Consider the following 13,355-nt stretch of genomic DNA (forward strand, 5'->3'; position numbering starts at 1 on the left):
AGGTGGATCACTTTCCGAGCGGCGGACTGGTCTAGTTTCCGAGCGGCGCCTCCAGTTCGCTCGTGGGACGAGGCGTGCCGGCCGCGAACAGCAGTTTTGCAGCGTCTCGAAGGAGTGGGAATATGAAGCGCGCTTTACGGCTTGCGATTCTCGTCGTGCTCGTTCTCGCGACGGCCGTCCTGGTGCCCAGTCTCGAAGCACAGGTCCGATACGGTTCCATCGTCGTAGCGGTGACCGACCGGAGCGGCGGCACCGTTCCCGGTGCCGACGTCACCATCACGCAGACCGAGACGACCTTGGCGCGCAGCGGCGTCACGAACGACGGCGGTATCGCCACGTTCGCGTCCATCCCTCCCGGCATTTACTCGGTTCGCGTCAACATCTCGGGCTTCAAGGAATTCGTGACGACGGGCGTGGCCGTCTCCGAAGACAGCATCACCCGTGTCGGCAGCGTGCTCGAGGTCGGACAGGTGACCGATGCCGTCACTGTCAGCGCCGGCATCGCAGTGCTACAGACCGACCGTGCGGACGTGCGGACAGAAATTCCGGCAGCGCAGCTCCAGAATCTCCCGGTTCCGGTCGGGCGCAACTATCAGAACCTGTTCGTCACCGTCCCAGGCATTTCGCCGCCCGAAAACATGCACTCGGTTGCCGTCAATCCGGCTCGCGGCCTCGCGTTCAGCTCGAACGGCACCACGCGTAATGCGAATGCAATACGTATCGAGGGCGCGATCTCGAACAACCTGTGGCTGCCGCATGTCGCCGCGTACGTGCCGGCGCTCGAGGCGATTGAATCAGTCGGCGTGACGACCAGTACGTTCGACGCCGACGAGGGGCTTTCGGGAGGGATGTCGGCCAACGTGCTCATCAAGAGCGGGACCAACGAGTTTCACGGTTCGCTGTTCGAGTATTTGTTCAACGAAGCGCTGAAGTCGAAGCCGTACTTCCTGCCTTCCGGCGAGGACAAGCCGGACGCGCGCCAGAACCAGTTCGGCGGTACCCTCGGCGGACCGATTGTTCGCAACACGCTGTTCTTCTTCGGCAGCTATCAGGGCACGTTCGATCGCCAGATAGCCCAGCGGTTCGGCACGGTCCCGACCGCCGCAATGCGCAACGGAGATTTCTCGGCCTCGCCAACACCGATCTACGATCCATTCACCGGGGCCGCGAACGGCAGCGGCCGCACCGCGTTTCCCGGCAACATCATTCCGCGCGAGCGGTTCGATCCGATTGTGCAGACGCTGATCGCCGACCTGCCCCCGCCAAACCAACCGGGTCTCGCCAACAACTACTTCGCCACCGGCGAGTACACGTTCGACCGGCACAATGTCGACGCGAAGGTGAACTACAATCCGACGAACAGGCTCACGATTGCCGCCCGTCTCGGGTGGCTCGGCTACAACTTCAAGAACCCAGCGATGTTTGGCACGCTGGGTGGACTTCCCATCAATTCGTCCGCGGCGAAGGCAGGCACCGGTCTCGGCGACACCTACACGTTTACCGGAAGCGGGTCGTATGTGTTCTCACCCAACTTCTTGATCGATACGTATGCGGGCGTCACCACGATCGAGGTGCTCTCCGAGCCCGACCGCATGGACGAGAATCTCGGGCTGAGCGTTCTCGGTATCCCGGGGACGAACGGGCCGGATCGGCTCGCCGGGGGCTGGCCGCATTTCGACATCACCGACTACTCGAACATCGGATATGCGGGCAGCAGCAACTCGCCTTACATCGACGACAACTGGCAGCTCCAGTACACGGCGAACGCGACCTGGACGAGAGGCACGCACACGTTGAAGTTCGGCGGTGACATCGTGCGGCAGGCGATGAACCGGCACGAGCTCGGCAATGGATCGGGCAGCTTTACGTTCGCTGGAGGCCCGACGGCGCTCTCGGGCGGTCCGTCGCCGAATCAGTTCAACACGTTCGCCTCATTTCTTCTGGGGCTCCCGACGGGCATCTCGAAGAGCGTGATCCCCTTCGAAGACGGCTTCACGAGAAGCCGCAACTGGCAGTTCAGCTTCTTCGCGAAGGACCAGTGGCAGCCCACCCGCAATCTGACCGTGTCGCTCGGGGTGCGCTACGACTACTTCCCGATGGGCACGCGCACGACCCGCGGCATGGAGCGCTACGACATCGAGACCAACCAAATGCTCATCTGCGGTCTCGGCGCCGTCCCAACCGACTGCGGCTACGACATGGGAGCGGGAAATGTGTCCCCGCGCGTCGGGCTCGCGTACCGCGTGAATGATCGGGTCGTCGTGCGCGGCGGCTACGGCATCAACTACGATCCGTACCCCCCTCGCGTTCGTTCGCAACCTCGTCGGGAACTATCCCTCTTCGATCTCCCTCAGCGTCCCGCAAGCGAGCTCGTTCCAGCCGGCGGGCCGCCTGCGTGAAGGCATTCCCGCCATTCCGGTGCCTGATCTGAGCAGCGGCGTGATCCCCGTCCCGCTCGACGTCAGCGCGCGGGCGCTTCCGCAGGAGCCGAAGCGCGGGTACATCCAATCGTGGAACCTCACCGTGCAGTCGGAATTGCCGGGATGATTCACGGGGCAGGCCGGCTACGTCGCCACGCGGCAGCGCGACATCAACCAGATCCTGGACGCCAACGCCGGGCAGGTGATCGGCGCCGGCGACGCAGGGCGTCCGCTGTTCGAGCAGTTCGGACGGACCGGTGCGACCGGCATCCTCGGCAACCCGGGCTGGAGCAACTATGACTCGCTCCAGATCTCGGTGATGCGGCGGATGGCGCAGGGCTTCCAGGCGCGCGTCGCCTACACGTGGTCCAAGGCCTTCGGCATCTGCTGCGATACCCTCAGCGATAACCCGCCGCGGGTCCAGGCGCTCGAGTATTTTCATCTCAACGAGGCGCGTCTTCCTCAGGATCGGCCCCACAACTTCCAAGCAGCGTTCATCGCCGAGCTGCCCTTCGGCCGCGACAAGCCGTTCCTGAATGACGGCGGCCTCGCCTCGACGGTATTCGGCGGGTGGCAGGTCAACGGTCTGTTCAGCGCGTATTCCGGATCGCCGTTGACGGTCACCTCGGCAGGGACGTCTCTGGATTTGCCCGGCAGCAATCAGGTTGCCGATCAGGTGAAGGAAGAGGTCGACATCCTGGGCGGCATCGGAGCGGACAACCCGTGGTTCGAGATCTCGGCGTTCCGGCCGGTGACCGAGCGGCGGTTCGGCACGGCTGGGTTCAACAGCATGCGCGGTCCGGGATTCGCCAACGTCGATATGAGCGTGTTCCGCCAGTTCGCGCTTGGAGGCAGCAGAACGCTGCAGTTCAGAGTCGAGATCTTCAACGTCACGAACACCCCGCACTTCGCCAACCCGGAGGACAGCGTCAATGCCAGCAACTTTGGCATGATTGACAGCACGGCGAACAGCGGGCGCGAGGGGATCGACGAGCGGCTGTTCCGGCTAGGGCTCAGGTTGGGGTTCTGAGAAAGCAAAAGTGCCAAGTGAAAAGTAGAACGTGGACGGTGACTGCCTCGGTGCTGTTGAGCGCCGCAGCGGTGGCCGCGCAGGGGACATCACGCTGGGTGTGGCTCGACGCGAACGGGCGTCTCCAGTACGGCACCGACGCGCGCGCGAATCGGATCATGGATTTTTCGCACGCCGGCTACAGCGGTGGCGGCGTGCGTATTCCCGATGTGCGGGTCGCGCGCACGGTGAGACCGACCCCCGGCGACAACACAGCAAGCATTCAGGCCGCCGTTGACGAAGTGGCGGCGCGGCCGCCCGACGCGCACGGTTTCCGGGGCGCGGTCTTGCTCGAGCGCGGCATGTATGACATTGGTGGGCCGTTGCGGATCGCCGCGAGTGGCGTCGTGCTGCGCGGGAGCGGATCGGGAAAGAACGATACCGTGCTTCGCGTGAGCGGCGCGCCGCATCGCGTGCTCGACATCGGCGGATCGGGAACATGGCAGCCAGAGGGAGCGCCGGCGACCGTGACGGACGGGTACGTTCCCGCCGGTGCGGACACGGTCACGGTCGACTCGGCGGCCGCCTTTCGCGTCGGCGATCCGGTCGTCATTCGACGAGCGGTGACCAAGGCGTGGATCCATTTCATGGGAATGGACACGCTCGTGCGAGACGGCAAGCCTCAGACGTGGCTGAAGCCAGGCACGATTATCACTACGGACCGTGTGATCAAATCGATTGACGGTCCCTCGAGCCTTCGAGAATCTCAGGGGCGCCCTGAGCGTGGCCGGAGCGCGACAGACCCAGGGCCGTCTCGAGCCAGATCGAGGGACGGCAGTCGCATCACGTTCGATGTGCCGCTGTCGGATTCTTTGGATGCGGCGTACCTGAATCCTCCAGGGACGACCGTCGTGAAGTACACGTTCCCCGGACGCATCGAGCAGGTCGGCGTGGAGTCGCTACGGGTGACTGTTCCCGCTCAGGACAAGCCGATCAGCGAGGCGCAGTACACGCTGCTCCGCATGAACGCGGTGAGCGATGGCTGGGTGCGCGACGTCGTGTCGGTCGATACGCACAACAGCACGACATTCGGATCGACCGTGCGTAGAGTCACCATCGACGACGTGCACATTCAGCACACTGTGCCGTTCACGGCAGCGGCGGCACCGGCAGACTTTGCCATCTCCGGTACGCAGATTCTGCTCCATCGGTCGAGCGTCACAGGCCAGGGAGTATGGCCTGTCGTCACGCAGGTCGGTGTGACCGGCCCCAACATCGTGCTCGATTTCAAGAGCACGACCGCGGGCATCGCGCCGCATCAGCGGTGGGCGACCGGGCTGCTCGTGGACAGCAGCGAGTTCACGGGTGGTACCGATCGACGACCGAACATCGCGTTCGCGAACCGCGAGCATGCGGGCTCGGGTCATGGCTGGAGCGTCGGCTGGGCGGTCGCGTGGAACGTGAAGGCCGAGGTACTGCTCATTCAGCAGCCGCCCGGCTCGAAGAACTGGTGCATCGGCTGCACAGGGCGATTCACGCCGATGCTGTGGCACGGCAACCGGATCCCGATTCCGGAGAGCCCGTCGGAGACGCACGAGTCGCCAGGCATGCCGGTCGCGCCCGCGAGCCTGTACCTTGCGCAGTTGCGCGATCGCTTAGGGGAGACCGCGCTCACGAGTATCGGAAGGTAGGCCGCCATAGATGCCGGCGTTGCTCAGGGCTCGTTCTGACGATGACCGCGCTGCTGGCTGCGTCTATCCCGCGCGGCGCGCCTCGCGAACGAACCCGATTCAAGCGTCGGTTCGCGCGACGGTCGGTTGTGCGCGACCTCTTCAGCTCGTTTCGGTGGACCGGCGGAGCGCTCGCGAGACTCAGGCCTCGTTGCTACCCTTGCTCCACCACCGCGTCCGCTTCGATCTCCACCAGCATCTGCGGGTCGATCAGCTTGCTGACCTCCACCATTGTCGTTGCCGGCAGAATCTTGCCGAACACCTCGCCATGTGCGCGGCCGACCGCTTCCCACTGGCCGATGTCCGTGATGTAGACGTGCGGGCCGACGCGAACCGCGCGCGAGTAGCCGACTATCGGTTCCCATTTCGTGCCAGATGAATACTGTTGTCGCGTCATGCCCTAACAATAGCGCACTACCCGGGCGAATCCCGGACACCCACAGCCGCTACATTTGAGCGTAGGGCAGCGCAAACGCGTAGTAACCCTGTGCGTCCGGCTTGCCAGGTTGGAACATCGCCGGTGTTCGAGATCCTGCCGCCAAAGTTTGCCCCTCCAAATTGCCCGGGCAGCATGATTTGCTCGCGGTCCAAAAGCCGGCCCGTGCTGAGGGTGCAGCCGCAGACGCTACGGCAAGACCTCAGGCGCGGCTCCTCGAAACGGCTGCATGCACCCCCGATAGCGCGTAGGGCCGTGGAGGGCACCATGAATTTCTGTCATTGAGTGACGGAAATTCATGGTGTCCGCTGGCTGTTCTCGATCCATCTCAGCGTCGTTTCAGCTAATGAGTCAAGTGGGAGGACGGTCCGTCGGATTGGGGCTGGCGCGTCCGGTTGTGTCCTCTCGGTGAACGCGACAAGGAGGATCCGATGAGAAGCAAGTCCATGACCATTTCGCCCCCGGACGCCGAGAGCGGTCCACTCGACGACGCGGACCCGTGCTGGATCCAGCCACTGAGGAGGAGAGCCATGCGCGGCGCAAAGAGCTCGAAGCTCCTGAGCCTTGGTGCTGTCCTCCTCATCGTCGCCTTTGCCGACCCCAACTCGGTTTCGGGCCAGGACGACCGTCGAAGGATGGCCATCCGGCCCCAGGTCCTGGGGATGGCCAGCGTAGACCTTCGATGGGGCCTGCCGTTCAAGGGTGAGGATTTCCGGGAGGATGAGCGTGTCTACTGGGGCCGCAAGATCCACAGCGAGGGCGGCGTCCAGAAATACGGCTACGACCTCGGGGCGATGCGCTATGTTTCCGCGGAATGGAAGGAATTCACCGGCGACGGAAAAGACAACAACGTCTGGTACATCTACGGCAAACCAGTCTACGCGATGGCCGACGGCAAGGTCATCGCCTGTTGGCGCAACGCGCCGCAGAATCTGAAGCCGGGCTCGGGCGAGGGGAGCTGGCACCCGGAGCTGACGAAACACGAGGGCAACAAATCTCGCATATACGGTGGCGGTAACGGGTTCTGGGTCGAGCACGCGGATGGCACGCGGGTCGAATACGCGCATTTCCAGCCCGGTACAGTTCCCGCTTCCCTCTGTCCGCACAACGACCAGCTTCTGCCGACGATCATCAACTCGCCCGCCGTTGAAGAGGCCTGGCCCTACATCCGGGTGCCAGTCGATCAGCAGAAGACGGTGAAGAAAGGCCAGAAGCTGGGCCTGGTCGGCAACTCGGGCACCAGCTCGGCACCGCACCTTCACATCCACCGCGAGGAGGGCGGTCAAGCCGGCACCGCCAAGAGCGGCGGGACGCCGGTCGAGATGAGGTTCGCGAGCGGTCTTTCGGTCCCTCGCAGTAACAGCACGGGGCCCTGGGCGGAGTGGAAGAGCTTCGCCCGCAAGCCCATCCCTCCCGGGCCCTCCCTGATCTGGCCGTCGCGGACGCCCGGTGCCGAGTACGCCCGACACGGCTATCCGGCCGACCGCTTCGGCGCGTTGTTCCAGCACCTCGCCGATTCAGGCATGTGGGCGGAATGGCTGGACTTCTACACCGTCGGTGGTAAGGCCTTCGTCAACCAGGTATGGCGGCCGGCAAAGGGCGCCTGGCGGGCCTATTTCGGGCTCACTGCGCGCAGCTATCAGGATGTCTTCGACGACAACAACGCCGAGCAATTCCACCCCGTCTTCGTGGACAGCTATAACTCTGGTTCTCTGACGCGCTATGCGGTGATCTTCGTCAAGAACAAACCGGGCTTTCGCGCCCGTCACGGTCTTACGTACGACCAGCACATGGCGGAGATGGATGGAGCCGCCAAGGCCGGCATGTCGGCGGTGAACGTCTCCGTGGTGTCGACCGGCAACGACTGGCACTATACCGTACTCTATCGCAAGCAGCCGATCGGTGGTTGGGTCGTCAAGTCGCGTCTTCCGGAGGATCGGTATCAAGCCGAATACAACAGCCAGAGCCAGGCCGGACGACAACCGATCTACCTCAACGCCTACGTGCATCAGGGCAAGCCGTACATCACGGCGGTGTTCGCCCAGATTCAGACGAATGGGCGAAAAGACCGGCACGGAATGTCCGGCTCCCAGTATCAGTCAGAGTACGAGCGCGCCCTGAAGGGCGGCATGTTTACCCGCGCGGTGACCAGCTTCGATGGAGCGCGGTCCCGGCACCGGTTCGCGGCGACATGGTGGAAGTGAGGACCGCTGAGAAGATCCCCTCTATCAGGCACAACAATCGAAAGAACGTCTTCGAGGTCGCACGTCGACCGAGGAGTTCGTCTTGCCGTTCTCGAAGGCGGAGCCCTCACCGACGATTCAGGACCCGATCGAAGAGCTGTGACGCAACTGTGACGTGACCCGACCGACCGGGCGAGATCTCCAGAGCGTTACGGCGATCGACGCTGCCGGGCGCCGGCGTCCCCTCGGGCCGCCGCCGTATGGACGTGCGCTTCGGGGTGGACAACGACAGCGACCTGTACGTCGTAACGAAGAGCGACGGCATGATTCGGCAGGTGGGTAGGGGCGAGCAGCCCGCCCGCGCACTGTTCACGATCCAGGAGCCGCACGGATGAGAACCTCACTGAAGCTCGTCACGCTAGTCGTTGCTGTGTCGGTCACTTCTGCTTACGCTGCGGACTGGCCGTGGATCTACGGACCGAGGAGGGACAATATCTCCGATCAAAAGGGATTGCTGCGCACGTGGCCCGAAGCAGGCCCGAGAGTCTTGTGGACGGCGCGGGTGGGTGCTGGCTTCGGCGGCCCGGCCGTCAGCGACGGCAAAGTCTATCTGTTCGACAGGGATGAGCAGGTCGGCGACGAGCTCCGTGTGTTCGACCTCGTCACTGGCAAGGAGCTCTGGAGCTTCGCCTACGACGCGCCGGGCGGTTTCATGTTCGCCGGCTCGCGAACCACACCGACAGTTGACGGTGAGCACGTCTACACGGTTGGACCGCTGGGAGACCTCTACGCCATCAACACGACGACAGGCAAACCGGTTTGGCACAAGAACATTTGGAAGGACTTCGGTGGCGGCGAGCTGCCGAGATGGGCCATCGTGCAGAATCCGTTGATCCGCGGCGACCTCTTGATCGTGGCGCCGCAGACGTCAGAGACGGGCGTGGTCGCGTACGACAAGATGACCGGGGAGCTCAGATGGAAGTCGGCCCCGCTGTCTGGCGTCCCAGGCTATGTGAGTCCGTCCATCGTCCGGGTGGGCGGCGAAGACCACCTCGTCGTGATCACCGGTGCCGTGGGACGGGGACGGGCCGCCAGGGACGGCAGCGTCAACGGCCTCGATCCGCGCAGCGGGAAAGTGTTGTGGACCTACACGAACTGGCAGTGCAGGATCCCTGTCCCTCTGCCGGCTGACGCGGGTGAAGGCCGTGTGCTCATCACGGGGGGATACGAAGCGGGCACGGCGATGATCAAGGTCGAGAGGAAGGACGACGGCAGCTATGGCGTGACGGAGCTGTTCAAGAACCCCGACTTCGGCGCGCACACGCAACCGCCGGTCCTCTACAGCGACCACTTCTTCGCCCATTACACGATCAACAGCCGGAGCGATGGCCTCGTCGCGATGAGCATGGACGGCCAGATCAAATGGAAGACCGACCAGGAGCCACCGTTCGTGCGGGGCGGGATGATTCTGGCGGACGGTCTGCTGCTGATGACCGACGGCAACACGAAGCTGTATCTCGTCGAGCCCGATCCCTCCGGCTTCAAACCGCTCGCCAGTGCCGTGGTGCTCGAGGAGGGCGACAACTGGGCGCCCTTGGCACTCGTCGATGGCACGCTGCTCATACGGGGCCAGAACGAGTTGAAGGCCCTGCAGGTCGCGCAATGAGTCACGCGACTATGTCTCGGTCACGACCGGGAGCCCCGACACGGCGGAGTGGCCACGGCGATTGCCGCGACTGATGTCATGCGCTCATCGCAACAGCCGGGTGGTCCGTGTGCGCCTGACGTCCGCGGTGTGTGTGGCCCGTGCAGCAGCTCGCTCGCGCTCTATCTTCATGGCGCGATTGACCCAGAGAGGTGGTCAGCGACTGTGGGCTTATGCTTCGCTTTGACGTGGTGCTGTGCGATCAGCGCGGCTTGGTCGGTGTGATCTTGAGGGCGCGCAGACGCGATGCAAGAGTCGTGGGATTGATACCAAGCAGCTATTACAGCTTCAGGCAAGCCGCACGACTGTAGGTGCGCCGTTCGAACCCGAATCTACGGGCCAGCCGAGGAGCGTTGATGTGGTGCTGACTCCCGCGACCAACATGATCGCGATCTCTACTCTCCCACCCATACCTCGGTGAAGAGGTCGACGAAACCCGGAATCTGCAGATCCCATAGCTCCCACGAGTGGCCCGCTGGAGATATTTCTCGGTACTCGTATGGAATCTTCCGCTCAGCCAGCCGCTGAACGAAGTCGCGGTTGTCGCGGAGGAACATATCCTCTGCGCCGCAGGCCACATAGAGGTGCGGCACGGCGTTGACCGGGACGTCGGCTACTAGACTTCCCGGGTCCCGGTCGCGGCGCTGCTGGCTCCCTGGTGCTCCGAGCATTCGTTGAGTTCTCGACGTCATGTCGATGTCCGACGCGTGCCGTGAGATCCCGAAGGGCGCGCTGAACGCACCCACGGCACCGAAAAGCTCATGATGCTTCAAACCGAGCATCATGGCGCCCCAGCCTCCCATCGAGATGCCGGCTATCGCTCGCCCGCGACGCGACGCGATGGTTCGATAATGCGTATCGACGTATTGAATCAGGTCCCTGACGATGAAGTCTTCGTATCGCGCCTTGGGATCGGCAACGCTGTTGACGTACCAACTGTCGTCGCCGTTCGGCGTCACGATGATGATGTCGCGCGATGCCTGGTCGCTGAACCACGGTCGCTCGGTGAACGCGGCATGGTCCTGTCTGGCGCCGCCGTGAAGAAGATACAGAACGGGGTAGCGCTGCTGCGATGACCGGGCGTACTTGGACGGAAGGAGCAAGGTAAACGCGCGCTCACGGCCGAGTGACGCGCTTGTGAAGCGCAGAATCTCGGCCGGACCTGCTTCGAGCGTGGGCTGAGTGGACGGTTGCGCGCCGGCGAGCTGAGCGCAGAGCCATGCACACACCACGGGCAGGGCCGTTCTTCCCATCGCAGCCTCCGTTGTCCCAGGCTAGTCTGCCACAGACTCGAGTAAATGGACCCACCGTGGATAGGGCCATAGATAGGGCCTGCCAGGGTGGTAGAGCCCGAGAGTCGCTACTATAGGTGTGCTGGAGCAGTGCCAGGCCGGGTGGCCTGGCATAGCGGCCATAATCACGCACATTAGCAATGACCCGAGATCGTGCCCGAGCCACGCGCACTCTGCGTTGAACACGCGCAGCGCGGCGACTATCACGGTTGGTTCGACGCGCGGTACCGGGAGGCGAGCGATGATGACCGCCTCATTCAGTGGGCGGACATGGTCCCCAACCCACATCTCCTGACCTGGCATCAGCGCAGCGCGGTGAACTTCCGGGGCAAGCGTTGCTTGACGATCGGCTGTGGGTTGGGCGACGACGCGGAGTACCTCGGCGTAGCCGGTGGCGACGTAATGGCGTTCGACATCTCGGCGACGGCTATCAGCTGGTGCCGAAAGCGTTTCGCGGGATCGCCTGTCGCCTACGTCGAAGCGGATCTTCTGGGGCCTCCAGACCAGTGGCGTCGCCGTTTCACTTCGTGCTCGAGTCCTACACGCTACAGGTCTTGCCTGAGCATGTGCGTGCAGACGCCATGCAGCGCACCGCGGAATTGGTGGCGCCGTACGGCACGCTGTTGGTCATTTGCCGGGGACGAGACGCCACCGAGAGAGATGCCTTGGCCGCTCACGACGGACGAGCTTCGGTCGTTCTCGGTCGCAGGTGTTGGGCACACGCGCGGGCACACCAGTCGCAAAGCGAGCGCACCCCTCGAGGGATAATTCTGCGCCGCTGGACCACTCCCTCACCCGTCCAAACCGCGGCCCTGCCGGGGAGACGGCGCCGGGGCTTCCCACGCACGATGAAACGTGATGGCTCCGCCGTTCTCGCCAGATGGTGTGGGGAGAGCATGTACAGGAGCCCTCGGGGCAAAGTGAGTCACCATCATCGCCGGAGACGCCGTCGACTACCGTACGGCATCCCGCAGGCGCAAACGGTAAGCCAACGGCCCGAACGACCTCGGCCTCAGGTACGACTGTGGCGCAGACCCGATGTGCACCGAGTGGCATACCTAGCGGATATCATGACGTGACGCCGCCGCAGCACTTCTTGAACTTCCTCCCGCTCCCACAGGGGCACGGATCATTGCGCCCGACCTTCTTGACCGTGGCACGTTGCTCGGCAGTTCGGAGGGCGAAGTCCCGGACGCTCGAGAGCTCCTCGAGCGGCAGGCCTTCGCCTTCAAACGTAGTCGTGGTCTTCTGGCGCAACACCCGTTCACGTGCGTGAACATCGACGGTTTGCTGAATCCGCGCCATCGCTCGCTGGCACTCTTGACGGAGCTCCCTGGCCTCCTGCTTTCGTCCCTGTTCTTCACAGAGGTCGGCAAGCCGTTCCGCGAGATCCACGCGATCGCGGACACCTTCGATGGCCAGGCCTTCGCGAAGACGTACTTCGGAGCGCGTCAGGTCTTGCGATTCCGTGCGCGTGTGCCACGAGCAATCGGACTAGCCGATCCACCCCCACCCCCACTGCGGATCGGCCGTCAGCCATTCACGGTAGAGCGCGTCCGCTTGGCTGGTCTCGCCGAGCTCGTAATAGGACTCCGCGACCGCGCGGCGCCAGTTCTCGGTGACGAGATCGTCGTCGGAGCCAAACCTGTTCAGGAATTCTTCGCCGACGGCAATCCTAGCGCGGTGAAAATACCGATCCTGCAGTCCCGCGTTCCACAGCTCACTCTCGAGATCTTGATGCCAATTGAACAGGGACTGGGTCCCTCTGAAGCGATCGTCGAATTCGCCGATCGACGTTATGTGTGCTTTGTCGAGGATGTGGAGCACGTCGTCCGACGCTTCAAGCCAGGTGCGGCACGCGGCTGCCGTCTTGCCGGACGCCACGAGGGCATACCCGTCCTGCATCCTATCGTCGAGTCGTTCAAAGGAAGGGATCTCCGGAAACCACCGCTGCCATAGCGTCGCCACACAAATCCATACCCAGTCGCGATCCCATCCTTGCCGCGTACCAGTGAAGGTCCGCTCGTGCAACAGCGACGTGGTGATCTCTTCGGCGGAAAGCGTGCGTTCGCAGAGGCCTCTCAGCGTTGGCCTGTCCAGGTCTATACCGACGGCGTGCAGCCGAGCGAGCAGGTCCTTATCGGTCCAACGCCTCGCGTATGCCCGGAATGGGCGAGACTCACGTCCCTTGCGGGATTTCGCTTTCGACGCGACTTCCCTTTCCGCGATTCGCTCCATCGCCACGTATGAGATCATGCGTCCTCCGTGAGCAACGGGCATCGTCACGCCAGGTGGGCTGAACGGGACACACGCCGAGGGCGCCATCCATCACGCTGAGGATCTCTCCGGCCCCGCCCTGGTCGCCTTTCATGATGATCGCGCATGTCGCACGGCAATGGCCAGTGGGATGACACCCCGCTCCCGCGGGTGCGCGACCAGTGGGTGACGTCTCGTCGTTGGCGCTGGGGCCAAGAGTGAACGATGGTGCCACAGTTTGGCCATATGAGATGCGCCTGCAAGTCTTGTATACTGATCACAAGGTTCTCATCGGGTTGGCCGAACGACCGTATTATCAGTTGG

General features: G+C 63.5%; 9 protein-coding genes and 1 pseudogene. 6 read left to right on the forward strand and 4 right to left on the reverse strand.

Annotation, left to right across the window (positions count from 1 at the left end; all coding sequences use genetic code 11):
* Positions 1-122 precede the first annotated feature (122 nt).
* The 3 genes from GEV06_03480 (at position 123) to GEV06_03490 (ending at position 5,120) form a co-directional block, all read left to right on the forward strand.
* Positions 123-2,399 carry a hypothetical protein gene (locus GEV06_03480; GenBank protein ID MPZ16968.1) on the forward strand — a complete coding sequence of 759 codons (2,277 nt, stop codon included), beginning with the start codon at positions 123-125 and terminating at the stop codon, positions 2,397-2,399.
* 223 nt (positions 2,400-2,622) lie between these two features.
* Positions 2,623-3,450, forward strand: a complete 828-nt coding sequence (locus GEV06_03485; GenBank protein MPZ16969.1) for a hypothetical protein — start codon at positions 2,623-2,625, stop codon at positions 3,448-3,450.
* Positions 3,451-3,488: 38 nt separating this feature from the next.
* A complete protein-coding gene (locus tag GEV06_03490) occupies positions 3,489-5,120 on the forward strand; it encodes a hypothetical protein (protein ID MPZ16970.1) in 1,632 nt (543 codons plus the stop codon).
* A gap of 193 nt (positions 5,121-5,313) precedes the next feature.
* Here GEV06_03490 and GEV06_03495 read toward each other — a convergent pair whose 3' ends face one another.
* Positions 5,314-5,556, reverse strand: coding sequence for a hypothetical protein (locus tag GEV06_03495; GenBank protein ID MPZ16971.1), 243 nt, complete (start codon positions 5,554-5,556; stop codon positions 5,314-5,316).
* Between the two features lie 470 nt (positions 5,557-6,026).
* On the opposite strand from GEV06_03495, the gene GEV06_03500 reads away from it, so the two are divergent.
* Both GEV06_03500 and GEV06_03505 read left to right on the forward strand, forming a co-directional pair.
* Positions 6,027-7,799 carry a peptidoglycan DD-metalloendopeptidase family protein gene (locus tag GEV06_03500; GenBank protein MPZ16972.1) on the forward strand — a complete coding sequence of 591 codons (1,773 nt, stop codon included), beginning with the start codon at positions 6,027-6,029 and terminating at the stop codon, positions 7,797-7,799.
* A gap of 370 nt (positions 7,800-8,169) precedes the next feature.
* Entirely contained in the window at positions 8,170-9,444 is a 1,275-nt protein-coding gene (locus tag GEV06_03505; GenBank protein MPZ16973.1) for a PQQ-binding-like beta-propeller repeat protein, read from the forward strand.
* Positions 9,445-9,878: 434 nt separating this feature from the next.
* Here GEV06_03505 and GEV06_03510 read toward each other — a convergent pair whose 3' ends face one another.
* The gene (locus GEV06_03510) at positions 9,879-10,736 is read right to left on the reverse strand and encodes a hypothetical protein (GenBank protein ID MPZ16974.1); all 858 of its coding nucleotides are present in this window, start codon (positions 10,734-10,736) and stop codon (positions 9,879-9,881) included.
* Positions 10,737-10,928: 192 nt separating this feature from the next.
* Between GEV06_03510 and GEV06_03515 the strand changes: the two genes are divergently transcribed.
* Positions 10,929-11,543, forward strand: a complete 615-nt coding sequence (locus GEV06_03515; GenBank protein MPZ16975.1) for a methyltransferase domain-containing protein — start codon at positions 10,929-10,931, stop codon at positions 11,541-11,543.
* Between the two features lie 300 nt (positions 11,544-11,843).
* On the opposite strand, the pseudogene GEV06_03520 reads toward GEV06_03515, so the two are convergent.
* Positions 11,844-11,942 (reverse strand): annotated as a pseudogene (locus GEV06_03520) (SEC-C domain-containing protein).
* Positions 11,943-12,269: 327 nt separating this feature from the next.
* On the reverse strand, positions 12,270-13,031 hold the full coding sequence (locus tag GEV06_03525; protein ID MPZ16976.1) for a hypothetical protein: 762 nt from the start codon (positions 13,029-13,031) through the stop codon (positions 12,270-12,272).
* Positions 13,032-13,355 lie beyond the last annotated feature (324 nt).

The organism is Luteitalea sp., from assembly GCA_009377605.1.
In the GTDB taxonomy this organism is placed as follows: Bacteria; Acidobacteriota; Vicinamibacteria; order Vicinamibacterales; family Vicinamibacteraceae; genus WHTT01.

Excerpts from the sequence above, each read along its gene's own strand:
- GEV06_03480 (MPZ16968.1), top strand. The coding sequence starts at position 123 with ATGAAGCGCGCTTTACGGCTTGCGATTCTCGTCGTGCTCGTTCTCGCG.
- GEV06_03495 (MPZ16971.1), bottom strand. The coding sequence starts at position 5,556 with ATGACGCGACAACAGTATTCATCTGGCACGAAATGGGAACCGATAGTC.
- GEV06_03500 (MPZ16972.1), top strand. The coding sequence starts at position 6,027 with ATGAGAAGCAAGTCCATGACCATTTCGCCCCCGGACGCCGAGAGCGGT.
- GEV06_03505 (MPZ16973.1), top strand. The coding sequence starts at position 8,170 with ATGAGAACCTCACTGAAGCTCGTCACGCTAGTCGTTGCTGTGTCGGTC.
- GEV06_03510 (MPZ16974.1), bottom strand. The coding sequence starts at position 10,736 with ATGGGAAGAACGGCCCTGCCCGTGGTGTGTGCATGGCTCTGCGCTCAG.
- GEV06_03525 (MPZ16976.1), bottom strand. The coding sequence starts at position 13,031 with ATGATCTCATACGTGGCGATGGAGCGAATCGCGGAAAGGGAAGTCGCG.